General features: G+C 70.8%; 20 protein-coding genes. 10 read left to right on the top strand and 10 right to left on the bottom strand.

The features are described 5' to 3' along the window. The first annotated feature begins 152 nt into the window (after nt 1-152). Genes ADK54_RS12545 through ADK54_RS12530 form a run of 4 tightly spaced genes read left to right on the top strand, consistent with a single transcriptional unit; the run spans nt 153 to nt 5,684 of the window. Nucleotides 153-1,169: a LacI family DNA-binding transcriptional regulator gene (locus ADK54_RS12545; protein WP_053725665.1), complete on the top strand. Its 1,017-nt coding sequence runs from the start codon at nt 153-155 to the stop codon at nt 1,167-1,169. Then, a complete protein-coding gene (locus ADK54_RS12540; protein ID WP_053725664.1) occupies nt 1,166-2,725 on the top strand; it encodes a sugar ABC transporter ATP-binding protein in 1,560 nt (519 codons plus the stop codon). Before ADK54_RS12545 ends, ADK54_RS12540 begins: the two co-directional genes overlap by 4 nt. Then, nucleotides 2,715-4,667 carry a substrate-binding domain-containing protein gene (locus ADK54_RS12535; RefSeq protein WP_053725663.1) on the top strand — a complete coding sequence of 651 codons (1,953 nt, stop codon included), beginning with the start codon at nt 2,715-2,717 and terminating at the stop codon, nt 4,665-4,667. Before ADK54_RS12540 ends, ADK54_RS12535 begins: the two co-directional genes overlap by 11 nt. Before the next feature lie 57 nt (nt 4,668-4,724). Continuing rightward, nucleotides 4,725-5,684: a ribokinase gene (locus ADK54_RS12530; RefSeq protein WP_053725662.1), complete on the top strand. Its 960-nt coding sequence runs from the start codon at nt 4,725-4,727 to the stop codon at nt 5,682-5,684. 252 nt (nt 5,685-5,936) lie between these two features. On the opposite strand, the gene ADK54_RS12525 is transcribed toward ADK54_RS12530, so the two are convergent. Continuing rightward, nucleotides 5,937-6,971, bottom strand: coding sequence for a polyprenyl synthetase family protein (locus tag ADK54_RS12525; protein WP_053725661.1), 1,035 nt, complete (start codon nt 6,969-6,971; stop codon nt 5,937-5,939). A gap of 279 nt (nt 6,972-7,250) precedes the next feature. Between ADK54_RS12525 and ADK54_RS12520 the strand changes: the two genes are divergently transcribed. From ADK54_RS12520 to ADK54_RS12510, 3 genes are all read left to right on the top strand, one after another. After that, the gene (locus ADK54_RS12520) at nt 7,251-8,894 is read left to right on the top strand and encodes a cytochrome b (RefSeq protein WP_053725660.1); all 1,644 of its coding nucleotides are present in this window, start codon (nt 7,251-7,253) and stop codon (nt 8,892-8,894) included. A gap of 113 nt (nt 8,895-9,007) precedes the next feature. Continuing rightward, nucleotides 9,008-9,262: a type II toxin-antitoxin system VapB family antitoxin gene (locus ADK54_RS12515; protein ID WP_053725659.1), complete on the top strand. Its 255-nt coding sequence runs from the start codon at nt 9,008-9,010 to the stop codon at nt 9,260-9,262. Next, the gene (locus ADK54_RS12510; RefSeq protein WP_053725658.1) at nt 9,262-9,681 is read left to right on the top strand and encodes a PIN domain nuclease; all 420 of its coding nucleotides are present in this window, start codon (nt 9,262-9,264) and stop codon (nt 9,679-9,681) included. Before ADK54_RS12515 ends, ADK54_RS12510 begins: the two co-directional genes overlap by 1 nt. A 107-nt stretch (nt 9,682-9,788) precedes the next feature. Here ADK54_RS12510 and ADK54_RS12505 read toward each other — a convergent pair whose 3' ends face one another. Beyond that, nucleotides 9,789-11,033: an ROK family protein gene (locus tag ADK54_RS12505; protein WP_053725657.1), complete on the bottom strand. Its 1,245-nt coding sequence runs from the start codon at nt 11,031-11,033 to the stop codon at nt 9,789-9,791. Nucleotides 11,034-11,537: 504 nt separating this feature from the next. On the opposite strand from ADK54_RS12505, the gene ADK54_RS12500 reads away from it, so the two are divergent. Next, nucleotides 11,538-12,209, top strand: a complete 672-nt coding sequence (locus ADK54_RS12500) for a DUF6445 family protein (protein WP_053725656.1) — start codon at nt 11,538-11,540, stop codon at nt 12,207-12,209. Nucleotides 12,210-12,384: 175 nt separating this feature from the next. Beyond that, the gene (locus tag ADK54_RS12495) at nt 12,385-14,448 is read left to right on the top strand and encodes a phosphocholine-specific phospholipase C (protein ID WP_053725655.1); all 2,064 of its coding nucleotides are present in this window, start codon (nt 12,385-12,387) and stop codon (nt 14,446-14,448) included. Between the two features lie 68 nt (nt 14,449-14,516). Here ADK54_RS12495 and metG read toward each other — a convergent pair whose 3' ends face one another. From metG to ADK54_RS12455, 8 genes are all read right to left on the bottom strand, one after another. Then, entirely contained in the window at nt 14,517-16,241 is a 1,725-nt protein-coding gene (gene metG / locus ADK54_RS12490; RefSeq protein WP_053725654.1) for a methionine--tRNA ligase, read from the bottom strand. Between the two features lie 208 nt (nt 16,242-16,449). Further along, nucleotides 16,450-17,334, bottom strand: a complete 885-nt coding sequence (locus ADK54_RS12485) for an NAD(P)-dependent oxidoreductase (RefSeq protein WP_267887002.1) — start codon at nt 17,332-17,334, stop codon at nt 16,450-16,452. Between the two features lie 235 nt (nt 17,335-17,569). Next, nucleotides 17,570-18,343 (bottom strand): hypothetical protein, encoded by a 774-nt coding sequence (locus ADK54_RS12480; RefSeq protein WP_053725733.1) that lies wholly within the window; start codon nt 18,341-18,343, stop codon nt 17,570-17,572. Between the two features lie 35 nt (nt 18,344-18,378). Then, nucleotides 18,379-19,662, bottom strand: coding sequence for a VWA domain-containing protein (locus ADK54_RS12475; RefSeq protein ID WP_053725653.1), 1,284 nt, complete (start codon nt 19,660-19,662; stop codon nt 18,379-18,381). Nucleotides 19,663-19,733: 71 nt separating this feature from the next. After that, the gene (locus ADK54_RS12470) at nt 19,734-21,194 is read right to left on the bottom strand and encodes an FAD-dependent oxidoreductase (RefSeq protein WP_107090516.1); all 1,461 of its coding nucleotides are present in this window, start codon (nt 21,192-21,194) and stop codon (nt 19,734-19,736) included. Further along, nucleotides 21,191-22,378 carry an MAB_1171c family putative transporter gene (locus tag ADK54_RS12465; protein WP_053725651.1) on the bottom strand — a complete coding sequence of 396 codons (1,188 nt, stop codon included), beginning with the start codon at nt 22,376-22,378 and terminating at the stop codon, nt 21,191-21,193. The genes ADK54_RS12470 and ADK54_RS12465 overlap by 4 nt, the downstream gene beginning before the upstream one ends. A 3-nt stretch (nt 22,379-22,381) precedes the next feature. Further along, nucleotides 22,382-22,912: a hypothetical protein gene (locus tag ADK54_RS12460; protein WP_053725650.1), complete on the bottom strand. Its 531-nt coding sequence runs from the start codon at nt 22,910-22,912 to the stop codon at nt 22,382-22,384. Between the two features lie 228 nt (nt 22,913-23,140). Continuing rightward, nucleotides 23,141-23,806, bottom strand: a complete 666-nt coding sequence (locus tag ADK54_RS12455) for a helix-turn-helix domain-containing protein (RefSeq protein ID WP_053725649.1) — start codon at nt 23,804-23,806, stop codon at nt 23,141-23,143. A 263-nt stretch (nt 23,807-24,069) separates the two neighbouring features. Between ADK54_RS12455 and ADK54_RS12450 the strand changes: the two genes are divergently transcribed. Further along, nucleotides 24,070-24,846, top strand: coding sequence for a hypothetical protein (locus ADK54_RS12450; RefSeq protein WP_159047736.1), 777 nt, complete (start codon nt 24,070-24,072; stop codon nt 24,844-24,846). Nucleotides 24,847-25,029 lie beyond the last annotated feature (183 nt).

Raw genomic sequence — 25,029 nt, 5'->3', positions numbered from 1 at the left:
GGGTTTCCTGTCACGATCCGGTCTCGCTACCCCCTTCGGGTCTTGCCCGACCCCCGTGTAATCGATTCCAATGCCTGCGTGTAATCGATTCCACGACCGGCTGTGGTCCGTGGAATCCGGGAGTCCAGGTTCCACGAGGAGGTGGTCCGGCGATGGCGGGCATCAAGGATGTCGCGGCCGAGGCGGGGGTGTCCGTCGCCACGGTGTCGCGGGTGCTCAACAGCCATCCGTCGGTCAGCGAGGCGGCCCGCGCCCGGGTGCTCGCGGCCGTCGAGACGCTCGGCTACCGGCCCAACGCCGTGGCCCGCTCGCTGCGCACCGACCAGACGCGCACGCTGGGCCTGGTCATCAGCGACGTACTGAACCCGTACTTCACCGAGCTCGCCCGCTCCGTCGAGGAGGCGGCCCGGGCGCTCGGCTACAGCGTGATCATCGGCAACGCCGACGAGCGGCCCGAGCTCCAGGACCACCACGTCCGCACCCTCCTGGACCGCCGCATCGACGGGCTGCTCGTCTCGCCCACCGACGGCGGCTCCCCGCTCATGCTGGAGGCGGCCCGCGGCGGCACCCCCATGGTCTTCGTCGACCGCTGGATCCCCGGCATCGACGTCCCCGTGGTGCGCGCCGACGGCCGCGCCGCCATTCGTGACCTGGTCGCCCATCTGCACCGGCTCGGCCGCCGCAGGCTCGCCATCATCGCGGGCCCGGCCGCCACCACCACCGGCAGCGAGCGTGTCGAGGCGTTCCGCGCGGCGCTCGGCGAGCACGGCATCTCGCTCCCCGACGACTACGTGGGCCAGGGCGACTTCCAGGCGGCCAGCGGGCGCCGGGCCGCCGAACGGTTCCTGGCCCTGCCCGAGCCGCCCGACGCCGTCTTCGCCGCCGACAACCTGATGACGCTCGGCGCGCTCGACGCCCTGCGCGCCCGTGGGCTGCGCATCGGCGACGACATCGCGCTCGCCGCCTTCGACGACATCCCGTGGTTCGTGCACACCGACCCGCCCATCACCGCGATCGCCCAGCCGACCGGCGAGCTCGGCCGGGCCGCCGTGCGTGCGCTCGCCGACCTCATCGAGGGCCGGACCCCGCAGTCCGTCACCCTCCCCGCCTCCCTCGTCGTACGCCGTTCCTGCGGCGAGAGCGCCCCGAACCCGAGGAGGGGACAGTGAGCTCAGCAGAGGATCAACCGGCCGTCGATACAGGCGAGTTGCTGCGTATCGAAGGGGTCCGGAAAGCATTCCCCGGTGTCGTCGCCCTCGACGGGGTCGACTTCGATCTGCGGCGCGGCGAGGTGCACGTCCTGCTCGGCGAGAACGGCGCCGGCAAGAGCACCCTCATCAAAATGCTCTCCGGCGCCCACCGGCCCGACGGCGGACGCATCCTCGCCGAAGGCCGCGAGGTACGCATCCACGGCGCACAGGACGCCGAACGCCTCGGCATCGCCACCATCTACCAGGAGTTCAACCTGGTGCCCGAGCTGAGCGTCGCCGAGAACATCTTCCTCGGCCGCCAGCCCCGGCGCTTCGGGATGATCGACCGCCGGACGATGGAAGCGGCCGCCGAGAAGCTGCTCAAGCGGGTCGGCGTGGACGTCTCGCCCCGCGCCAAAGTGCGCGAACTCGGCATCGCCCGGCTCCAGATGGTGGAGATAGCCAAGGCGCTCAGCCTGGACGCCCGCGTACTGATCATGGACGAGCCGACCGCCGTGCTCACCTCCGAAGAGGTGGACAAGCTCTTCCGGATCGTGCGCACCCTGCGCGACGACGGCGTGGGCATCGTCTTCATCACCCACCACCTCGAAGAGATCGCGGCACTCGGCGATCGGGTCACGGTGCTGCGCGACGGCCGCAGCATCGACCAGGTGCCCGCCTCGACACCCGAGGACGAGCTCGTACGGCTGATGGTGGGGCGCAGCATCGAGCAGCAGTACCCGCGCGAACGCCCCGACCCGGGGCGGCCGTTGCTCCAGGTGAACGGCCTGACCCGGCACGGCGTCTTCCACGACGTCAGCTTCGAGGTGCGGGCCGGGGAGGTCGTCGGCCTCGCCGGGCTCGTCGGCGCCGGGCGCACCGAGGTGGCCCGCGCGGTGTTCGGCGCCGACCGCTACGACGCGGGCACCGTCGAGGTGCGCGGCGAACGGCTCGCCCGGGGTGATGTGAACGCCGCGATGGGCGCCGGGGTCGGGCTCGTGCCCGAGGACCGCAAGGGGCAGGGCCTGGTGCTCGACGCCTCCGTGCAGGACAACCTCGGCCTGGTCACCCTGCGCTCGGCCAGCCGCGCCGGGCTCGTCGACCTCAAGGGCCAGCGCACGGCGGCCGCCCGCATCGCCGGACAGCTCGGGGTGCGCATGGCCGGGCTCGACCAGCAGGTCCGCACTCTGTCCGGCGGCAACCAGCAGAAGGTCGTCATCGGCAAATGGCTGCTCGCCGATACCAAGGTGCTGATCCTCGACGAGCCGACCCGCGGCATCGACGTCGGCGCCAAGGTCGAGATCTACCAGCTCATCAACGAGCTGACGGCCACCGGGCACGCGGTCCTGATGGTCTCCAGCGATCTGCCCGAAGTGCTCGGCATGAGCGACCGGGTCCTCGTCATGAACCAGGGCCGCATCGCCGGCGAACTCCCCGCACATGAGGCGACCCAGGACGCCGTGATGGCGCTGGCCGTCGCCGCACCGAACGCACAGCACGACCAGGAAGAAGGGGTGGGCTCCCGTGGCCACTGACACGCTCGACAACCGTACGGGCGCGAGCGGGGCCGCGACCGTGCGCCGCCTGCTGCTCGACAACGGGGCGCTGAGCGCCCTGGTGGTCCTGGTCGCGGCGATGGCGCTGCTCTCCGGGGACTTCCTCACCACGCAGAACCTGCTGAACGTCGGCGTGCAGGCCGCGGTCACCGCGATCCTCGCGTTCGGCGTCACCTTCGTCATCGTGTCGGCGGGCATCGACCTGTCGGTCGGCTCGGTGGCCGCGCTGTCGGCGACCGTCCTGGGCTGGTCGGCGACGTCCGAGGGCGTGCCCGTGTGGCTCGCCGTCCTGATGGCCGTCGCTACCGGCATCGCCTGCGGCCTCGTCAACGGCGTGCTCGTCTCGTACGGCAAACTCCCGCCGTTCATCGCCACGTTGGCGATGCTGTCGGTCGGCCGCGGCCTGTCCCTGGTGATCTCCCAGGGCAGCCCGATCGCCTTCCCCGACTCGGTGTCGGTCCTCGGCGACACGCTCGGCGGCTGGCTGCCGGTCCCGGTCCTCGTCATGATCGCGGCCGGACTCGTCACCGCGCTCGTCCTGTCCCGTACGTACATGGGACGCTCGATGTACGCGATCGGCGGCAACGAGGAGGCGGCGCGGCTCTCGGGCCTGCGCGTGAGGCGGCAGAAGCTCGTCATCTACGCGCTGTCCGGCCTGTTCGCCGCCGTCGCGGGCATCGTCCTCGCCTCCCGGCTCGCCTCCGCGCAGCCGCAGGCGGCCCAGGGGTACGAGCTCGACGCGATCGCCGCGGTCGTCATCGGCGGGGCCAGCCTGTCGGGCGGCGTCGGCAAGGCGTCGGGCACCCTGATCGGCGCGCTGATCCTCGCCGTGCTGCGCAACGGGCTCAACCTCCTTTCCGTGTCGGCGTTCTGGCAGCAGGTCGTCATCGGCGTCGTCATCGCGCTGGCGGTCCTGCTCGACACCCTGCGCCGCAAGGCGGGCGCGACGCCCGGTGCCCCCTCCGGCACGGCCGGGCCCGGCAGGAAGGGGCCCGGCGCGGTGAGACTCGCGGTCGCCGCGGTGTGCCTGGCGGCCGTCGTCGGTGCGGCGTACCTCCTGAACCCGGGGGCGTCCGGCACGACGACCACCAAACTGGGCATGTCCTTGTCCACCCTCAACAACCCCTTCTTCGTACAGATGAAGGCGGGCGCGCAGGCCGAGGCGAAGGCGGAGGGCATCGACCTCACCGTCACCGACGCGCAGAACGACGCGTCTCAACAGGCCAACCAGATACAGAACTTCACCAGCTCCGGCATGAAGTCGATCATCGTCAACCCGGTGGACTCGGACGCGGTCGGACCTTCCGTACGCGGCGCCAACCAGGCGGACATCCCGGTGGTCGCCGCCGACCGCGGGGTCAACAAGGCCCGGACCGCGACGCTGGTCGCCTCCGACAACGTGGCGGGCGGCAGGCTCGCCGCGCAGACCCTCGCCGAGAAGCTCGGCGGCAAGGGGAAGATCGTGATCCTCCAGGGCACCGCGGGCACCTCCGCGAGCCGGGAGCGCGGCGCGGGTTTCGCCGAGGGCCTCACGGCGTACCCGGGCATCGAGGTCGCCGCCCGCCAGCCCGCCGACTTCGACCGCACCAAGGGCCTGGACGTCATGACCAACCTCCTCCAGTCCCACCCCGACATCACCGGGGTCTTCGCCGAGAACGACGAGATGGCGCTGGGCGCGGTGAAGGCGCTGGGCGGCAGGGCGGGCAGCTCGGTCGCTGTCGTCGGGTTCGACGGAACTCCCGATGGAATCAAGGCAGTTGGGGAGGGAACGCTGTACGCGTCGGTGGCTCAGCAACCGGCGGAACTCGGCAGGATGGCCGTGCGGAACGCGGTCCGGGCGGCCCGGGGCGAGAAGCCGGAGAGCGCGGTGAAGGTGCCGGTGAAGGTGGTGACGAAGAAGAACGCAGCGGAATTCTCGTGAACGAGGCGCACGACACCGGCGTCTGACGATCCATCATCTGCAATGAGGAACGGATTCATGCACGACTACGGCCTGTTGGTGGTGGGTTCGGCGAACGCCGATCTGGTGATCGGGGTGGAGCGCAGGCCTGCCCCCGGCGAGACGGTGCTCGGCTCGGACCTGGCCGTCCACCCCGGCGGCAAGGGCGCGAACCAGGCGGTGGCCGCCGCCCGCCTGGGAGCCCGCACGGCCCTGCTGGCCAAGGTGGGCGACGACGATCACGGACGGCTGTTGCTGGCCTCGCTGCGGAGAGCAGGGGTGGACACGGTGGGCGTGTTGGTGGACAACACACCCACCGGGGTCGCCGTGATCACCGTCGACCCGTCGGGCGACAACAGCATCGTCGTGTCCCCGGGCGCCAACGCGCGCCTGACCCCCGACGACATCCGCGCCGCCCGGGCCCTGTTCGCCCTGGCCCCGGTCGTCTCCGTACAGCTGGAGATCCCCCTGGAGACGGTGACGGAGGTGGCCCGCTCGCTGGCGCCGGACGCCCGCCTGGTCCTGAACCCGTCACCGCCCGCCCCCCTCCCAGCCGAAGTCCTGGCGGCCTGCGACCCGTTGATCGTCAACGAACACGAGGCGCGGTTCATGCTGGGGGAGTTGGCGGGGGAGGGGCCACAGGACTGGGCGCGGGCGCTGCTCGCCATCGGTCCGCGCTCGGTCGTCGTCACGCTGGGCGCGGACGGCGCCCTCGTCGCCTCCTCGGACGGGTGTGTACGGGTGCCGAGCCCGAAGGTCGCCCCGGTCGACACGACGGGCGCGGGCGACGCGTTCACGGCGGCGCTTGCGTGGCGGTTGGGGGCGGGGGAGGAGCTCGCGGTGGCGGCCCGGTTCGCGGTGCGGGTGGGCGCGGCGGCGGTGACCCGGCAGGGGGCGCAGGAGTCCTATCCGACCGCGGAGGAGCTTCTCGGCGTTGGGATTCAAGGGCGGTGCCACGAATGGGTGAGCCGGGGAGCGCCGCCGAACGGCCCTCGGTAGCGTCGGAGCTCCTTGAACCCGGCATCAGTCACAGAAAGGACATTGCCATGGGAGCTTTGGGAGATCTGCTGGGCGGTCTGGTCAGAATTGTCACCAGTCTGCTCGGCCTGTAGTAAGCGCCGCCGCCCGTGTCGCCCCGGTGATGAGCCGGGGCGACACGGATAGGGCGCGCACCCTCCGGTGGCGTTCTGATCGCTCAGCCCGGCCGGTTTCCGGCCGTGGTCGTCGTAGCGTCCGCCGCCCCACCAGTCCTCACACCCTCTCCGCGCCCGGCAGCGCCGCCAGCGCCCGGGTCACGAACTCGGCGAGCAGATCGCGCCCTTCACCGGGCGGCAGTCCGTCGAGCGCGCCGATGGCGGCGTTCGCGTGCCGACCCGCCAGCGCGAGAGACTTGTCGATCGCCCCCGACGTCCGCAGGATCGAGGCCAGAGCGGCCAATGCCCCGGCCGGATCCGTGCGCCCCGAGAGACAGTCCTCGATCTCACGCCGGGTGGACTCGCCGCCATCGCGGTGGGCGAGGATGACCGGCAGCACCGGCCGCCCGTTCCTGACGTCGCTCGTCGGTGCCTTGCCCGCGCTCTGCGCATCACTGGTGTAGGCCAGCAGGTCGTCGTGGACCTGGAAGGCCACGCCCAGCCGGTTCGCGTACGAGACCAGCGAGGCGAGCGCGGCCGGTCCGCCCCCGCCCAGAATCCCGCCGACCTCGCACGCCGCGCGGAACAGCGCCGCCGTCTTCAGGCGGACCATCTCCAGATACGGGCCCACCTCGAACACCCGGCACCCGGTGAGCCGGGCCTCCAGGCTCTGGCCCCGGCACAGGTCCATCCCGGCCCGCGCGATCGCGGCGACCGCGGTCACCACGCGGTCGGCCGGAACACCCCGCTCGCGGCAGTCCGCGAGGCACTCGAAGAGCGAGAAGAAGAGCAGGTCGCCCGCGACGATGGCCTCGTCGGCCCCGTACTTGCGGTGAGCCGCGGGACGCCCCCGCCGGACCGTGTCCGCGTCGATGATGTCGTCGTGGATCAGGCTGCCGACATGCCCGAACTCCGCCGCGACCGCCGCCGGAAGCACGCTCATGGGGTCGCCACCGACGGCCTGCGCGGCGGCGAGAAGCAGGCAGGGCCGGAACAGCTTCCCGGCCGGCAACAGGGAGTGCCGGCACACCTCGTCGAGGCCGTCCGCCCCGGCCGGCCAGCGTGCGTCGAGCTCACGCACCACCACATCGCGCAGCCGGAAGCCCGCCTCGAATGCTTCCGGCGCCGTGCGAGACGCTTCGGTTTCGGTCATGTGCCGAGTCCCGTCTGTCGAGCGAGCCCCTCAAAAACTGCGGTACGGCATTCTCGCGGACGGCCACCGAAATCAGCGGGAATGGCCGCCCGGACACCGAGTGCGGCGGCCGGGGCGGGGCACCGCCGCACGACCCGAACGCACCACCCGCGCTGAACGTGCCGCCACCCGTCCGAATGCAGCCACCACCTGACTGTGGATCATATTCCTTTACCCCGGGCGCTGTTGGCCGCGACGGGACGCCGTGTCTACCCTGGTATCCGCCTGAGGGGGAGACGCATGAGCGGACGCATCGAAGGCACCCGAACCAACGGACGGCCGCCCGAGACCGGCAAGGGCGAGCGCCTCGCGGACTGGGCGGACGGCCGGCTCGGCATCCACACGCTGGCCAAGGCCAACCTGCGCAAGATCTTCCCGGACCACTGGTCGTTCATGTTCGGCGAGATCTGCCTGTACAGCTTCCTCATCCTCATCCTGACCGGCATCTGGCTGACCCTGTTCTTCGAGCCGAGCGGCGTCGAAGTCGTCTACCACGGCTCGTACGTGCCCCTGAACGGCATCCGCATGACGCGGGCGTACGAATCCGCCGTGGACATCAGCCTCGACGTGCGCGGGGGTCTGCTCATCCGGCAGATCCACCACTGGGCGGCGATCGTCTTCGTCGCCGGGCTCATGGTGCACATGATGCGGGTGTTCTTCACCGGCGCGTTCCGCAAGCCGCGCGAGGTGAACTGGCTGTTCGGCTGGACGATCCTGATGCTGGCCCTGCTCACCGGGCTCACCGGCTACTCGCTCCCCGACGACATGCTCTCCGGCACCGGCATCCGCTTCGCCCAGGGCGCGATCCTGTCCGTCCCGGTGATCGGAACGTACCTCTCGTTCTTCCTCTTCGGCGGCGAGTTCCCCGGCCACGACATCATTTCGCGGCTCTACCCGATCCACGTCCTGCTGCTGCCCGGCATCATGCTCGGCCTGGTCGTGGTCCATCTGATCCTGGTCTTCTACCACAAGCACACCCAGTTCGCCGGGCCCGGCCGGACCGAGGAGAACGTGGTGGGAGCGCCGTTCCTGCCCGTCTACATGGCCAAGGCGGGCGGCTTCTTCTTCCTCGTGTTCGGGGTGCTCGCGGTGCTGGGCGCGGTCGCCACCATCAACCCGCTGTGGGCGATCGGCCCCTACCGGCCCGACCTCGTGTCCACCGGAGCCCAGCCCGACTGGTACCTCGGCTTCTCCGAAGGGCTCATCCGGGTCATGCCCGGCTGGGAGATCAACGCCTGGGGCCACACCCTCCAACTCGGCGTCTTCATCCCCTTCATGCTCTTCCCGGTGATCATGACCGCGATCGCGGTGTACCCGTTCATCGAGGCGTGGATCACCGGCGACAGACGCGAGCACCACATCGCCGAACGGCCCCGGAACGCACCCGCCCGCACCGGCATCGGCGTCGCGTGGCTGACGCTGTACGGGGTGCTGCTCATCGGCGGCGGCAACGACCTGTGGGCCACCCACTTCCATGTGTCGATCAACGCGATCACCTGGTTCGTGCGCATCGGGGTCTTCGTGGGCCCGGCCATCGCCTTCGTCGTCGCCCAGCGGTTCTGCCAGGGGCTCCAGCGCCGCGACCGGGACAAGGCCCTGCACGGCCGCGAGTCGGGCATCGTCAAGCGCCTGCCGCACGGGGAGTACGTGGAGGTCCACACCCCGCTCACCCAGGCCGAGCTGTACACCCTCACCGCCCACGAGCAGCCCCGGCCCTACGAGCTCGGGCCCACCGTCGACGCGAACGGAGTGGTACGCAAACCGCGCCGCTCCGACCGACTGCGGGCCCGCCTGGCGAAGGCCATGTACGGCCCCGGCACCCAGATCCCCAAGCCGACGGCCGAGGAGTATCTGGAACTCAACCGGGGGGACGGGCATCACTGAGGGGGCGCCTCTGGGGCCGGGGACCGGTCAGACCTCCCGCCAAAATGATATCTATGAGTGACACTCGATGGTATCGTTTTGCTGACAAGGGCATCCGCGGAAGGGCTGTTCACGTGGCTAGAACCGTCATCGACCTCGACGAAGACATGGTCGCCGAGGCCATGCGCATCTTCGGAACCAAGACCAAAGCCAAGGCTGTCCGCCTGGCCATGGAAGACGCCGTCAAAAGGCACCTGCGGCAGGAGGGGTTCGACGCCATGGACGCCGGCGAATTCGACTTCAGCGAGATCGTCGAGAACACCGGCCCCCGCAACGCCGACGGCTCCCTCAAGCATCACGGTCACCGCGACGGAGGTCAGGCCGCCTGATGCAGGACCGCTACCTGATCGACAAGTCCGCCCTCGCCCGCTGGACGAAGACAAGTGTCAAGAAGGTGCTCCAGCCCCTGCATGACCGTTACCTCCTTGCCGTGTGCCGGCCCACCGAGTACGAGATGATCCATTCCGCACGTGACAGCTCCGAGGCCACACGAATCAGTACCTGGCTGCACGCCTTCGACTACCTCGGCACCGATGACGCCATCTTCATCCGCGCGCTCCAGATTCAGCGCCATGCCCTCAATGCAGGTTTCCACCGCGCCCTGTCCCTCCCCGACCTGCTGATCGCCGCCACGGCGGAACTCAACCGGCGGACGATCCTCCACTACGACGGCGACTTCGACATGATCGCCTCCCTCACCGGCCAACCCAGCGAATGGGTCGTCCCACCAGGCACCGCCGACCGATGAGTGTCAGTCCGACAGTTCTCGCCTTCATCGTCGCCTGATCGGATCAACTGCCTTGCATGCGCCCGGAGTTGAATGTCACCGGCGAGAGGATGTTGTGGCGGAGCCGCCTACCCGTAAGCCAGCGGGTCCGCGAGGACTCTCCGGGCGACGCGGGCCGCCGCTCCCCGGGCCGCGTCGCCCGCGAGCGACGACGCGCGCAGGCGGCCGCTCTCCGGGTGCCAGAGGCCCGACACGGCCCGGCGGGTCAGCTCGTGGGCGGCGGCGGGGGCGAGCCAGGGCATCAGGGTGCGGTAGATGCCGCCGAGGACGACCGCGTCCGGGTCGAAGAGGTTGACCGCGCCGGACAGGGCGACGCCCAGGGTGCGGCCCGCGTCGGCGAGGGCGCCGAGAGCGCTCTCATCACCGGCCTGGGCCCGGCGTTCGAGCTCCGTGACGCCCGGCATCCCGGCGTTCTCGTCGAGGCCCGCCGACCGCAGCAGCGCCAGCTGGCCCGCGTACTGTTCGAGGCAGCCCCGCGAGCCGCAGCGGCACTCCGGCCCGCCCGGGTCCACCACCACGTGCCCGATCTCCCCGGCGAAGCCGTGCGCGCCGCGCAGCAGTTCACCCCCGACGACCAGCGCCCCGCCGACGCCGATCTCCCCGGTCAGGTAGAGGAAGTGGTCCACGCGCCCGCTCGGGCCGCCGAACCACAGCTCGGCGAGCGCCGCGAGATTGGCCTCGTTGTCCGAACTGACAGGCAGGGCAGGGGAGTTGGGGCGCAGGGAGAGCAGGGCCCTGCTGAACAGCTCCTCGGCCTCTACCTGGTTCCAGCCCAGGTTGGGGGCCTGGCGCACGGCACCCTGGGAGACCAGGCCGGGCAGCGCCAGCTCCGCGCCGACCGGGAGGAGTCCCTGCTCGGCCGCCGAGTCCAGCGCGCGGGCGGCGATCCGGGCCGCCCGCGCCAGCACGTCGACCGCCGGCTCGCCCCGGTTGTCGAGGTGCTCGGTCAGGCGCACCCGGTCCGTCCCGGCGAGGTCCACCACGCACACCGATACGTAGTCGACGTTGACCTCGACCCCGGCCCCGGCGGGACCGGTGCGGGCCGGGGTCAGCATGGTGCCCGGCCGCCCCGCCTGCCCACTGAACGACTTGCCCGACTCGGTGAGGAACCCGCCCCGGATCAGCTGATCGGCCAGCGAGGACACGGCCGCCCTGGTCAGGCCGGTGCGGGCGGCGGCCCCGGCCCGGCTGAGAGCGCTCTCGTCGTGCACGGCACGCAGCACCAGGCTGAGGTTGTGCCGGCGCACGGTGTCCTTGTCCGCCTTGGGCCCGAGCGGGGCGGGCCGGCTGCGCGGAGTCGAGTGGTCGTCCATATACCCGCGAGCCTAATCCCAGCCTCCGAAAGCCCCGGGGGTGGCCGTCTGTGTCGAGCGCGGCAGGTGAGAGCGCTTTCCGGTGCATGCACCGCGGAGGGCGACGTGGATGGGCTGCCGGCCGAGAGCGCTCTCACGCGTTGTCGTCGTCGGTCAGGGGCCCAGGACACGGTCGCGGTGGGCCGCCCGGGCATCGGCGGGACCACACCGAGTGGTGAGCCGGGCGCCGCCCGGGTGCCGCGCGACGCGGACGGGACCCTCGACCGGCCCCGCCCGCGACCCCGGCCGAGCCCATCGGCCGAACAGCGACCACCTGACGAAACGCGGAGCGATCCCTTACCCGCCCATGGCCCTTTCTTGCCCTCCCCTTTCTTTGGAGTGCATTCATCTGCCGGACATTTGCGAGGCAGTGCCCAAATCGCGCTCACGTCAATTCCCGTGTATTGGCGAAAGGTTGACCCATTCGGTGGAGAGTCGCAGGTGACCCGCCAGTATGGTCGCCGCATGCCCCCCAATCGTCCGGTGCTCCCGGTTCTTCCCTATCGCAAGCCCAAACTCGGCCGGGACTACTGGGTGTTGGACGATGTGCTGCCCAACATTGATGAAGTCAGGGCACGTTGTGTGGCCAAGGACGACTGGGTCGAGGGATATCCGCACAAGCCCGAGTCCTGGCCGGGACTGCGTACCATGCCCGGCCTGGCGCCCGCCGAGCTCGCCCGCGTGGAGCGCCTGGTCATGCAGCACACCGGGGCCAAGGAACTGTGGCAGGCCACCGCCCCCGGCGGGGCGACGCTCAACCACAATTGCATCCAAGTCGTCGGCGCCGGCGAGAGCGAACCGCGCCCCCACACCGATTCGCGCGCGCTGTGCCGCTACGCGGCTGTGCTCTACCTCAACCCGCAGGCGCCCAAGGACTGCGGCACCAGCTTCTTCCGGCAGAGCCTGCCCGGCGGTGTCCTGGGCGGCAACATGGTCACCGCCCCGCACAACAACCTCGTAGAGGCGCTCGGTACGCGCTTCGTGCCACCGGACTCCTTCACCGAGGACGTGCGGGTCGCGCACCGCTACAACCGGCTGCTGCTCTACACCGCCAACACCATGCACAGCGCGACCGGCTACTGCGGCAGCACCATCGACGACAAGCGGATGACCGCGGTCTTCTTCTGGATGGCATAGGTGGCGAACACAGGAACTCCACAACCCTGTGGTGTGGGCCACCACACGGGGTTCCTGTTAGTTTCCCGTACCGCGGAACGTCACAGTGACGACATGGGGGCTTTCGCGGTCCCGGGTGTTCTTGGTACACCCCTCTCGCCCCCCTGTTCCCTCACGCTTGCAGAGGCCCCCACTCATGGCTGAACTCAACCGGCGCCGGTTCATGCAGCTCGCGGGCGGCACCGCCGCCTTCGCCGCCCTGTCCCAGAGCATCGCGCGGGCCGCGTCCATCCCGGCCGCGGGCAGCACCGGCACCATCCAGGACGTCGAGCACGTCGTCGTCCTGATGCAGGAGAACCGTTCATTCGACCACTACTTCGGTTCCCTGAAGGGCGTCCGCGGCTTCGGTGACCCGCGGCCCGTCACGCTGCCCAGCGGCAAGTCGGTGTTCCACCAGGTCGGCGGCGGCAAGGAAGTGCTGCCGTTCCGGCCCAAGGCGGACAAGCTCGGCCTCCAGTTCATCCAGGACCTGAACCACGACTGGGCGGGCAGCCACAAGGCGTTCAACAACGGCAAGTACGACCAGTGGGTCCCCGCCAAGACGTCCACGACGATGGCGTACCTCACCCGCGAGGACATCCCGTTCCACTACGCGCTCGCCGACACCTTCACCATCTGCGACGCCTACCACTGCTCGTTCATCGGCTCCACCGACCCGAACCGCTACTACATGTGGACGGGCTACACAGGCAACGACAACACCGGTGGTGGTCCGGTCCTGGGCAACGACGAGAAGGGGTATGGCTGGACCACATACCCCGAGCGCCTGGAGCAGGCGGGCGTCTCCTGGAAGATCTACCAGGACACCGGCGACGGCCTGGACGCGGCCGGCGGCTGGGGCTGGATCAGCGACGCCTACCGGGGCAACTACGGCGACAACTCGCTGCTCTACTTCAACAACTACCGCAACGCCAAGCCCGGCGACCCCTTGTACGACAAGGCGCGTACCGGCACCAACGCCAAGAACGGCGACGGCTTCTTCGACATCCTCAAGGCCGACGTCAAGGCCGGAACGCTGCCCAAGGTCTCCTGGATCGCCGCCCCCGAGGCCTTCACCGAGCACCCCAACTGGCCAGCCAACTACGGGGCTTGGTACATCTCGCAGGTCCTGGACGCGCTCACCTCCAACCCCGCGGTGTGGGCCAAGACGGCGCTGTTCATCACGTACGACGAGAACGACGGCTTCTTCGACCACGTGATCCCGCCCTTCGTGCCCTCCGGCGCCTCCCAGGGCCTGTCCACGGTCGCGACCGCCCCCGACTACTTCCCGGGCAACATCAGCTACGCGGCCGGGCCGTACGGACTCGGCCAGCGCGTGCCGATGCTCGTCGTGTCGCCCTGGAGCACCGGCGGCTACACCTGCTCCGAGACCTTCGACCACACCTCCATCATCCGGTTCATGGAGCGCCGCTTCGGCGTGCACGAGCCGAACATCTCGCCCTGGCGGCGCGCGATCTGCGGCGACCTGACCTCGGCGTTCGACTTCAGCCGCACCAACTCCTCGGCCCCGTCGCTGCCTTCGACGACCGCCTACATCCCGCCGGACCACAACAGGCACCCCGACTTCGTGCCGGTCCCGCCCGCCACCGGCACGCTCCCCAAGCAGGAGTCCGGGTCCCGGCCCACCCGCCCGCTGCGCTACGCGCCCTTCGTGGACGGGTCGGCGAACGTGAGCACCGGCAAGTATTCGCTCACCTTCAGTGGCGGCGCCTCGGCCGGCGCGCAGTTCCTCGTGACGTCCGCGAACCGTACGGACGGCCCGTGGACCTACACCACGGAGGCGGGCAAGACGATCTCCGACGCCTGGAACACGACCTATTCGAGCGGCGTCACCAAGCTGAGCGTGTTCGGGCCCAACGGCTTCCTGCGGACGTTCCAGAGCCCCGGCAAGACCGCCGGGCCCGAGGTCACCGCCCGCCACAACGCCGGCACCGGCAACCTCGACCTCACCATGACCAACGCGGGCAGGACCACCGTCCACCTCAAGATCGCGAACGCGAGCGTCTACGGCGGGGCGACCCACACCTTCACCGTGGCCGCGGGCGCCACCGTCACGTTCACGGCCGACCTGCGCTCCAGCAAGAGCTGGTACGACGTGTCCGTGACATCGGACGCCGACGCCACCTTCCTGCGCCGCTTCGCCGGCCACGTCGAGACCGGCGCGACGGGCGTGAGCGACCCGGCACTGCTCACGGCCTGACTCGTCCCGGCACACGGCTGAGGGGCCCCCGCCCGACCGGGCGGGGGCCCCTCAGGGGCGTACGGGGATCAGACCTCGTCCGCGCCGCCGAAGCGCTCGCGGTAGGACTCCAGGTCCTCCTCCGTGATCTTCGCGAACAGCACCGGCGGCACCGTGAAGGCCGTACCGGCCGGAACCGTGTCCAGCGCCCTGGCCTGCTCCGGCGTCACCCAGGAGGCCGTGTCCTCGGTCAGCGCGAACGCGGAGCGCATCGCCTTCGCCGAGGACGGGATGAACGGCTCGGACACCACCGAGTACAGGTGGATCAGGTTCATCGCCGTACGCAGCGTGAGAGCGGCGGCCTCCGGGTCGGTCTTGATCTCCAGCCAGGGCGCCTTCTCCTCCAGGTAGGAGTTGCCGGCCGACCACAGGGCGCGCAGCGAAGCGGCCGCCTTGCGGAACTGGAGCGCCTCCATGTGGCCCTCGTACTCGGCGAGCAGCCCCGCGATCTCCTCGCCCAGCTTCGCCTCGGCGGCCCCGGCCACGGCGCCCGCCGGGACGTCGTCGCCGAAGCGCTTGCGCGAGAAGGACAGGACCCGGTTCACGAAGTTGCCGAGCGTGTCCGCCAGGTCCTTGTTGACCGTCGCGGTGAAGTGCTCCCAGGTGAACGACGTGTCGTCGGACTCGGGGGCGTTCGCCATCATGAAGTAGCGCCAGTAGTCGGCGGGCAGGATCTCCAGGGCGTCGTGCGTGAAGACACCACGGCGCTGCGAGGTGGAGAACTTGCCGCCGTAGTAGTTGAGCCAGTTGAAGGCCTTGACGTAGTCGACCTTCTTCCACGGCTCGCGCACACCCAGCTCGGTCGCCGGGAACATCACCGTGTGGAAGGGGACGTTGTCCTTGCCCATGAACTCGGTGTAGCGGACGTCGGCCGCACCCTCGGGCTCGTACCACCACGACTTCCAGTCGCGGTTCGCCGGGTCGAGGTCGGCCCACTCCTTCGTCGCGCCGATGTACTCGATCGGCGCGTCGAACCAGACGTAGAAGACCTTGCCCTCGGCGGCCAGCTCCGGCCACGTGTCGGCCGGGACCGGCACGCCCCACTCCAGGTCACGCGTGATCGAGCGGTCGTGCAGGCCCTCGGTCAGCCACTTGCGGGCGATCGACGACGCGAGCTGCGGCCACTCGCCGCCGACCCGGTCGATCCACTCCTCGACCTCGCCCTGGAGCTTGGACTGGAGCAGGAAGAGGTGCCGGGTCTCGCGGACCTCCAGGTCGCTGCTGCCGCTGATCGCTGAACGCGCTTCCAGCAGGTCCGTCGGGTCCAGGACGCGGGTGCAGTTCTCGCACTGGTCGCCGCGCGCCTTGTCGTAGCCGCAGTGCGGGCAGGTGCCGACGATGTAGCGGTCCGGCAGGAAGCGGTCGTCGGCGATCGAGAAGACCTGGCGGATCGCCCGCTCCTCGATGAACCCGTTCTCCTTCAGCTTCCGCGCGAAGTGCTGCGTGATCTCGACGTTCTGCTGCGAGGAGCTCCGGCCGAAGTAGTCGAAGGCCAGGTGGAAGCCGTCGTAGATCGCCTTCTGGGTGTCGTGCGACTGCGCGCAGAAGTCGGCGACTGAGAGCCCGGCCTCCTTGGCGGCCAGCTCGGCAGGGGTGCCGTGCTCGTCGGTGGCGCAGATGTACAGCACGTCGTGGCCGCGCTGGCGCAGGTAGCGGGAGTAGACGTCCGCGGGGAGCATCGACCCGACCATGTTGCCCAGGTGCTTGATTCCGTTGATGTACGGCAGCGCGCTGGTGATCAGGTGTCGAGACATCCTCGGATGCTCCTTATGTTCGTGCGTGCGGCACCGCGGCGCGGCCGCGGCGAACCCAGGTAGGGAGGCCCACCCGGAGGATCACACCAGGTGACACCCCCGCCCGATGGGCAGAGCCATGCTATCGAACCGCTCGCGCCCTTCTCGCCGGACTTTTTGGCGCCCGGCCGAGCCGGGCCCGGCGTCCGTCGCGGCCCGTCACGCATGGTCACAGCCCGGTACGGCCCGCGAAGTACGTCGCGATCATGTCCTCGGCGCCGTGCCCGGCGGCCTCGGCCCGGGCGAACCGCTCGGCCGACGCCTCGGTCAAGTCGAGCCGTACGCCTGCCTGTTGGGCCGCATCGAGGATCAGCCGGGTGTCCTTGAGGGCGGTGGAGACGGCGAAGCTGGGCGTCAGGTCGCCGGTGAGCAGGGCCGCGGACTTGGCGTGCAGATAGGCGGTGTCCAGCGGGCCGCCGGCGATCGCGTCCAGGAAGAGGCGGGGGTCCACCTGGAGCCCCTCGGCAAGGCCGAGGCATTCGGCGATGGCGCCGACCAGATTGATCACCCAGGTGTTGGCGACCAGCTTCAGACGCGAGGCCCCGCCCGGCTCGTGGCTCACCCAGACGGTCCGCCGCCCGATCGCGTCGAGTACGGGTGCGAGGCGCTCGCGGGCCTCGGCGGGCCCGGAGACGAAGACGGTCAGCTTGCCCTCCTCGGCGGGTCCCCGTGTGCCGAGGACCGGGGCGTCGCAGTACGCCACCCCCAACTCGGCTGCCCGGGCGGCCAGTTCGAGGGTCGCGTCCGGTCCGACGGTGGAGGTCTGGAGCCACAGCTGGCCCGGGTGCAGGCCCGGGGAGGCGGCGTCGAGGGTGGCGGACACGGAGGGGCCGTCGTTCAGCGCGGTCAGGACGACATCGGCGTCGCGCACCGCCTCGTCGGCGTCCGCGTGCACAGAGGCCCCGTCGTCGGCGAGTGCCTCGGCCTTGGCCAGGGTCCGGTTCCAGGCCCGTACGGTCAGCCCGGCCCGCAGCAGACTGCGGGCCATGCCGGACCCCATGATCCCGGTGCCGAGTACGGCGACGGTGGGCGTGCTCGAAGCTGAGGACACGATGGAACTCCTTCGCGGAGGGTGGCGCTCGGTCGCGTACCTCCGAGTCTGGTACGGACGGGGCCGCTCGGGGGTGTACGGCACCGCCGAAAACGGGCCTGCCCACCGTCCCCGGGGTGGGGAGGGTGGGCAGGCCCGTTTTCGGCAGCGGTGCGTGAGAGCGCTCTCGCACCTGGCGCGGCCCGAGGGATCGGGGCCGACGTAGGGACTGAGAGCGCTCTCAGGCGTCCCTCCGCTCTCACACCCCCCGCGGCACCCGCGAAGGCCGCCCGCGGCCCCGTGTCAGGTTGTAGCCGCCGACGCCGGCGAGCGCGGCGAGCAGGCCGCCCGCGCCGGTCCACAGCCAGCGGTCGGTCCACCAGCCCGACGCCCAGCCGCCGTCCGGCTCGACCGCGGACTTCGCGCCGAGTGGGGTGGCCAGCTTGCCGTCCACCGCGTGCGCGCCGCCGGTGTCCAGGACGGTCGGCTCCACCTCCGTCTTGAACGGCAGACCCCGGTCGGTCTCGGGCAGCGAGACGGCGGTGAGGCGGACGTAGTAGCTGCCCGGCAGCGGATCGTTCGACCACGTGTCGGCCCAGGCAACGGTCGGCCGCAGGGTGCAGGACAGCTCGACCGCGGTCGCGTCCTGTGCCGCCGAGCGGGACTGCATGCCGTACATGCAGGGCTGGCGGCGGCGCAGACCGTCGTACACGTCGATGCGCCAGGTGGAGGCGCCGTGCCGGGAGGCGGCGTCCGGCAGCGTGACCTTGGCGGTGACGGTCGGGCGCTGCCCGGCGTCGGCGGGGAACACCCAGTACAGGTAGTCGCCGGTCGACCCGGACGCGGTGGCCTTCTGGCCCTGCTGCACGGCGACCGCCGTACGGAACGCGGTGCCCGCCTCGGTGGGCGCCGCATCGCTCTTGGAGGCGGAAGGGCTCGGCGATGGCGAGTCGGCGAGCGCGGACCCGGCCGCCCCGCCGAGGAGCGCCGCACCGGCTAGTGCGCCGATCGCCAACTTCCGTACGGTACACATCAGTTGACCCCCGGAGTGAGAGGTGGTGTTCGGCATCAGTTGGTCCGCCAGACCGCGATGCGCCAGCGCGAGATCCAGCCCCACACCAGACCCGCGACGAGGCCGGTCAGCGCGAGCGCGCCGAGCAGCCACCAGCCCCGGCCGAGGCCGAAGGAGGCCACGTCGGAGGCGTGGTCGGGGCCGTCCACCACGTCGATGGCGAGCTCGACCGGCAGCCCCGGGTCCGTCTTGACGCCGGGCGGCGCGGAGAAGGAGTTGGAGACCTGGAGGCAGACGGTCTCCGGCGTCTTGTCGTCCGAGTCGTCGGCGGGGGCCTTGGGATAGCGCAGACCCGTCGAGATCAGGTCCGTACGGCCGTCGCCGGCCTCCGAACCGCGGACGATCTCGCGGCCGTGCGCGGTCACCGCCCGCAGCAGGACGCCGTAGTCGGGGTTGGTCTGCCGGTCCACGCCGATGCTGGCGGAGGCGCGCAGCTCCTGGCCGGGCTTCACGTCCACCTTGTACGAGCGGTGCTCGGCGAACTTCTCGCGGTCCGTGTACAGGCCGGGCTTGAGCTGCGGGGCGTTCTCACAGCTCGCGGTTCCGGTGGTGGCGACGGGCACGGCGACCGGGTCGGCCGCGCGGTCCACCAACTGCTTTACCTTGCCGGAGAGTTGGTCGGTGTGCTGCACCGAGGTGTAGGTGCCGCCGGTGGCCTCGGCGATGCAGGTGAGCTGCTCGCGGGTCTTGGCGTCCGGGATCAGGCCGAGCGTGTCGATGGTGAGGTGGATGCCCTGGGCGGCGATGTCGCGGGCCACCTCGCACGGGTCGAGCGGCTGGCAGGTGTCCTCGCCGTCGGTGATGAGCACGATCCGGCGGGTGGCGTCACCGCCCTTGAGGTCCTCGGCCGCGCCCTGCAGCGCCGGGCCGATGGGGGTCCAGCCGGTGGGCGCGAGCGTGGCGACGGCGGTCTTGGCCTCGGTGCGGTTGAGCGGGCCGACCGGGTAGAGCGCGCGGGTGTCCTTGCAGCCCACCTTGCGGTCCTCGCCGGGGTAGTTGGCCCCTAGCGTCCGTATCCCGAGCTGGACCTCCTGCGGGACCGAGTCGAGGACCTCGTTGAACGCCTGCTTGGCGGCGGACATCCGGGACTTGCCGTCGATGTCGGCGGTCCGCATGGAACCGGAGACGTCGAGGACCAGGTCGACCTTGGGTGCGGCCTGCTCGGACTGCCCGTCGGGCGCTACGGCCGCGGAGGCCGTGCCCGCGGCCGGGAGGATGCCGGTGGCGAAAGTGGCGACCAGCGCGCACACTCCGGCCGCCAGCCGTTTTCTGGTGATCATCGCCGGATCCTATGGAAGCATCGATACGCGCCCCAAATCGGCCGCCTCCGCGTCGGATGCGCGATGCCTGACTAGGAGGTCTTCTGCGGGCTTTGTGCGAGGGCGAGTTCACGTTCCGTCAGCGGAGGGGCCGTCAGTCGCGGCTTGCCGGGTCCGGCCAGCGCGGCGAGCAGGACACGGGGATGCAGCAGCCCGGTGGCGGGACCCGACAGCGTCATGACCTCGGTGAGGGCGGTGGCCACCGTGTAGTTGCCGGTCGCGGTGTGCGTGAGCCGGCCCACATAGCGGGACAGCGCCCGGTCGGCCGGGCCGGGCCTGTGCGCGGCGGCCCCTGGGTAGAACGCGTCCTGCCCGGCCGAGAGGATCCATGCCATGCCCACCGGGCGGGCCACCGCCCGCTGTATCCGGCGCGCGAGTCCGCGGGCCGTCAGACCGCGTGCGGCGACCTCCTCGCGCAGGGCGAGCGCGCTCTGCGCGGCCACCGACATGCCGTGCCCGTACACGGGGTTGGAGACGGCGACCGCGTCGCCGACCGCGACGAATCCCTCGGGCCAGTGGCTCACGTCCTCGAAGTACCTGCGCCGGTTGGCGGTGTTGGCATAGGTGCTGACCTCGCTCAGCGGTTCGGCCTCGGCGATGAGTTCGCCCACCACCGGATGCCGGGCGCCCAGTGCGAAGGGCACGAAGGCCTCGTTGTCCCCGGTGGGACGGCCGCCCCGGGTGCCGGAGAGCGTGATCAGCCACTGGCGGTCCTCGATCGGCAGGAGCGTCGCGGTGCGACCGGGGACCGGCGCGTGCACATCGGCCTGCAGGCTGATCACGGGGAACGGCTCGTCCCCGGCCGGTGACCGGAACAGCCGGCTCGCATAGACGGTGCCGGCGTCGACCACTTCCTCCTTCGCGAGGGGGACGCCGAGTTCGGTGAGCCACTGCTGGGCGCGCGAACCCCGGCCGCCGGCGTCGACGATCAGGTCGGCCTCGACGACCCGCTCGACACCGTCCTCCGTACGCACCCGGACACCGGTGATCCTGCCCGGGCCACCCGTCAGGGAAAGCACCTTGGTCCGCTGGAGCACCCTCACCGAGGGGCGGGCGGTGACCCGTTCGCGTACCACCCAGTCCAGGAGGTCGCGGCCGCAGGAGATCAGGTAGTGGGAATCACGCCAGCGCCGGAACCAGCCCTGCGCCGACAGGCCGACCATCCCGGACGTCAGAGGTATCCGGTGCGCGCCGCGGGCCAGCCAGTCCTCCATCACCCCGGGCACCAGGCGTTCCATCGCCTCGGCCCCGCCGCACCAGAGCATGTGGCCGTGCCGGGCCTGGGGGAGGCACTTGCGCGGCTGCGGCCCCGTGGGCAGGGTGTCCTGCTCGATGACGGTGATCTCGTCGCAGTGTCCGGCGAGCGCGGCCGCCGACAGCATGCCAGCGAGCCCGCCTCCGACGATGACGGCCCGGCCTTTTCGCAGGGGCGCAGAGGCGGTTGCGTCGGGCCTGTGCGATGAGCCCGAGGATGTTGCGTCCGGTGTGTTCATGGCTGCTTGCTTCCCGCCCGTGCCGGGTCGCGGCGGGCTGCTTCGACGATGCGTGAGTTGCGGAACGCCTCGGACACCAGCACCAGGTCCCGCGCCCGCTCGATGGCGGTCGGGGCCTCCACCTGCTCGCCGCGCAGTGCCAGGCCCTCCGGATCGTCCGCCCGCGCCGTGAGGGCGGCGGCGATCATGGCCGCGTCGGCGACCGCCTTGGCCCGCCGGGGGTCGGCTCCGGCGCAGACTGCCGCCGACTTGGCGGCGGTGTGCACCGCGAGGTCGAAGTAGGGGGCGAGCGAGAGGACCCCGTCGAGGATGCCCGCCTCGCGATAGGTCAGCCGGAGCTCGGCCGGTGACCACCACGCCATCCGCACCGAACCAGCCGCGGCCGTCGGCTCGGCGTGCAGGGCCCGCCACAGGGGGCCCAGCTTGCGGTAGGCGGACCAGGACTGCCGAGTGTGCGAGAGCCTCGGCCCGATCAGCGGAACGAGGAAGCCCGCGGCGACGAGCAGTGCCGACACGGACGCCACCGGCGGAGCCGCGTTGGTACTGAGCCAGTCCCAGTCGTGCCCCGACCAACGCGCCCCGACCGCGCCGAACTTGAGGACGTCGAAGACCAGGTTGAGCAGATACCCGCTGACGATGAGCACCAGGCCCGTACGCAGCCAGCCGTGCACCCGGACCGACCATTTCCAGCACAGCACGGTCGTGACCAGGGAGGCGATGGAGTGCGCGACCAGATAGAGGACGATCATCTCGCGGATGTACGGGGTGTTCGCGTAGTACGTGTCCAGGTCCCTGAGCCGCTCCTCGGAGGCGTCCCCGAGAGCGAACAGGGTGAACAGCGCGATGATCACGAGGGCGTAGGCCGCCAGACACCGCAGGCTCGCCCGGCGGGCCGCCTTCGGGGGGCCGCCCCGCCAGTTGATGATCATCACTAGGCAGGCGGCGTTGTACGCGGTGAGGATCGAGTAGACCAGCGGAGCGGAGAAGTTCGGCACCCCGGTGATGCGGTTGACTTCCGCGATCGTCGTCGGCGCGGCGAAGAAGAGCACCGAACTGGCCACGAGCAGAAGCGCGTTGACGGTTCGGAGCAGCGGGTCGCGCCAGGTGCGGCGCATGCCGGGCACCCGGCAGGCGAACCCGATGGCGAGCAGCACGGCCGGGACGTAGAAATCCAGGTCCTTCACGCGTCAGCCCTGTGGTCGGTGATAGCCCAGGGAGGCTTCGATCCGACCGGCGATGGCGTCCCGGTGCGCGGGCACGTATGCCCCTGAACCGGGCAGCCAGGGGCGGCACTTGCTGCCGAGCAGCAGCCCGAAGCTCTCCGCCTCGGACTCCTCCGCCAAGTGGGAACGCGTCCGGGCCGCCACCTTGCGTACGGCCGCGCCCAGGTCGCCGTCCGCGGTCAGCAGCCGGGCGGCGACCGCCGCGCCCGCCACATGGTGGCTGCCGTGCCCCGCGTCCATGTGCCACAACTCGTGCCCGAGGATGACCAGTTGGTGATCGGGTGTCGTGCGCTCCTCCACCACCACCAGATCCCGGTCCGCCATGTCGAGCCAGAGCCCGCTCGCGGTGCCGGGCGGGAAGGCCGCCATGCGGAACTCGACGGGGCGGCCCCGGCGCTTGCTCATGCCCTCGCACAGGGCGGCGTACAGAGCGGTCGGCTCCGCCGGGGCGGGGATCGTGATTCCCGCGACCAGCTCGCCGCACAGCCGGCGCATCTCCTTGCCTATGCCCACCGTTCTCCCCGCCAGCCGTTCATGGAGCAGCACTTCGTCGAGCAGCCCGTCTCTGTGCAGCCTGCCGAGCCGTACGCGATTGATCCAGTCAACATTGAGCCGGAGTTCGTTGAACTCGGCATCACATGACGGCCTGAAATGAACGGACGGCGATGTCCGGGCAGGCCGATGGGTGCGGCAGGGTGCTGCCGCCGCGTGGTGCGGATCATGTCAGGACTCCGACCGCTTGACGCTCTCCAGGAGCATGTCGAGCCACTCGGTGACCTTGTCGCGGTGCTTGTCGGTGGGGAGCTGGGCGGCCCGCCAGGCGATGCCGCGCACCCCGTGGTCCTGGAGCAGGCGCTCCAGCGCGTCCCCGCCGGGGGCCCCGGCGAGCGCCCCCTCGCGTTCGCGGTCCGCGAGTTGCTGGAGCAGCTCCTGCTCGGTGCGCAGCAGGGCGCCGCCGAGCGCGTCGGTGTCGTCGGCGGTCAGGAACCCCGCGTGCACCCCGAAGAAGCGCTGGATCGCGTCACAGTGCTCCATCGTCGGCCGCCGGTCGCCGTTGATCAGGGCGCCCGCCTGCTGGCGCGACATGCCCGCGCCGTCGGCGATCTCCTGCTGGGTGTGCGGCCGGCCGTTGGGTTTGCGCCGGGTGCTGCGCAGCAGGCTGAACCGCTGCAGGAAGCGTGCCTGCAGATCGGGTTCGCCGGCCGGCTGCCCGTCGAGCAGCGCGCCCACGACGTCGGCCGGAACGCCCGAGGCCTCGGAGAGCCGGTGGACGTCGAACACGTCCGCCTGACTCGTTCCGAGCTTTGCGGCGAGCTCGGCCACACGGGCGACGACGGCCGCGAGGGGGCCCGTGGCCGCCGGTCCCGGAACCAAGAAGCCGTCCGTCACCAGTAGTTCTCCTAGATCATGCGAGGTCGGTGGGCACAACAGTGGATGCTCCGGAGGTTAGCGGGTCCCGGCAACAACAACCAGAACTTGCCACAGTTGTGGCGCAATCAATGCTTCGGGGGGCCGGAATGCCACGATGCTTGACATCATTGTGTCGGCGGTATCAGGATCGCCACGCGGTGTGAAGATCGCCCTCCGAGCCCCGGGCGGGCCCGAAGGCCGGCCGCCGCACTCGCGGGCCAGCAAGAGGAGTCGCGTACTCGATGGCGGAAGAATCGGTGGCGAAGGATTCGGTGACCAAGGTTGTGACAGCGCACGCTCCGGTGGTGGGGCGCCCGTTCGCCCTGGTCCAGGAGCGGCCCGGACAGCAGACGGCCGCGGGGGAGCGTGCCGCCGACGACACGACGACCGTGAGAACGGGCGCCCCTGTGGCCAGGGAGCTCCCGGACGACCCCGAGCTCAGGGCCTATGTCCACGACTACTTCGCGATGACGGACGCCCTGCCCTTCCCGTCCGTGGTCCTCGATCCGGGCTGGGGCGTGGCCCACGCCAATCCGGCGTACGACGCGCTCTTCGGCGGCGTCGGGCCGCACCCGACCGCCATGCCCGGCCACAACTTCCTGCGCTTCGTGCTGTTCCACCCGGAGGCGGCCAGTGTGCTCGCCGAGCACGAGACCGCTTGGTGCCTGCCGATGCTGGCCCAGTTCGCCGAGGCGTTCGCCGACGACGAGAGCGCTCCCGGGCTGCGGGACATCCGCCAGGAGATCGCCGACGACCCGATCATGGACGCCGCCTTCCGCCTCGGCCTGCCGCACTGGGTCCGGGCGGTCGGCGACGCGGCGGTGCACCACGACGGCGCGGTACGGCACGTGCGCCACCCCGACCCGGAGCGCGGCCGCACCAGCTGCCGCCTGGTCAGCGAATCCCCGCGCACGCTGCGGGAGTTCGGGCTTCGCCGGCTGACCCTGGTGCTCCGCGAGACCGAGCCCACCGCCCCCCGGCGCGGCCGCGCCCACCTCAGCGTGGTGCCGACCCGCTAGCGTCGCCCGCACCGTACGGTTTCGGCCAACCCCGGGCGAACTCGGGTCCCCGGAAAGGATGTTGCTAGGGTCTGTCCGGTGGATCTGGTCGCCCACGAGGCGCCTTGACCCATGTGGTCCTGGTGAGCGGGGATCTGGTGCGTCCGGCTGCAAGGCGGAGGATTGAGGCGACGCGGAGCGTCG

This window comes from Streptomyces sp. WM6378, from assembly GCF_001279695.1.
Classification (GTDB): Bacteria; Actinomycetota; Actinomycetes; order Streptomycetales; family Streptomycetaceae; genus Streptomyces.
The sequence above is the reverse complement of the archived record's forward strand: the minus strand, read 5'-3'. Positions and strand labels throughout refer to the sequence as shown.

Coding starts and splice junctions, on each gene's coding strand:
- ADK54_RS12545 (WP_053725665.1), top strand. CDS start 153: ATGGCGGGCATCAAGGATGTCGCGGCCGAGGCGGGGGTGTCCGTCGCC.
- ADK54_RS12530 (WP_053725662.1), top strand. CDS start 4,725: ATGCACGACTACGGCCTGTTGGTGGTGGGTTCGGCGAACGCCGATCTG.
- ADK54_RS12525 (WP_053725661.1), bottom strand. CDS start 6,971: ATGACCGAAACCGAAGCGTCTCGCACGGCGCCGGAAGCATTCGAGGCG.
- ADK54_RS12520 (WP_053725660.1), top strand. CDS start 7,251: ATGAGCGGACGCATCGAAGGCACCCGAACCAACGGACGGCCGCCCGAG.
- ADK54_RS12510 (WP_053725658.1), top strand. CDS start 9,262: ATGCAGGACCGCTACCTGATCGACAAGTCCGCCCTCGCCCGCTGGACG.
- ADK54_RS12505 (WP_053725657.1), bottom strand. CDS start 11,033: ATGGACGACCACTCGACTCCGCGCAGCCGGCCCGCCCCGCTCGGGCCC.
- ADK54_RS12500 (WP_053725656.1), top strand. CDS start 11,538: ATGCCCCCCAATCGTCCGGTGCTCCCGGTTCTTCCCTATCGCAAGCCC.
- ADK54_RS12495 (WP_053725655.1), top strand. CDS start 12,385: ATGGCTGAACTCAACCGGCGCCGGTTCATGCAGCTCGCGGGCGGCACC.
- metG (WP_053725654.1), bottom strand. CDS start 16,241: ATGTCTCGACACCTGATCACCAGCGCGCTGCCGTACATCAACGGAATC.
- ADK54_RS12480 (WP_053725733.1), bottom strand. CDS start 18,343: ATGTGTACCGTACGGAAGTTGGCGATCGGCGCACTAGCCGGTGCGGCG.
- ADK54_RS12475 (WP_053725653.1), bottom strand. CDS start 19,662: ATGATCACCAGAAAACGGCTGGCGGCCGGAGTGTGCGCGCTGGTCGCC.
- ADK54_RS12470 (WP_107090516.1), bottom strand. CDS start 21,194: ATGAACACACCGGACGCAACATCCTCGGGCTCATCGCACAGGCCCGAC.
- ADK54_RS12460 (WP_053725650.1), bottom strand. CDS start 22,912: ATGCGCCGGCTGTGCGGCGAGCTGGTCGCGGGAATCACGATCCCCGCC.
- ADK54_RS12450 (WP_159047736.1), top strand. CDS start 24,070: ATGGCGGAAGAATCGGTGGCGAAGGATTCGGTGACCAAGGTTGTGACA.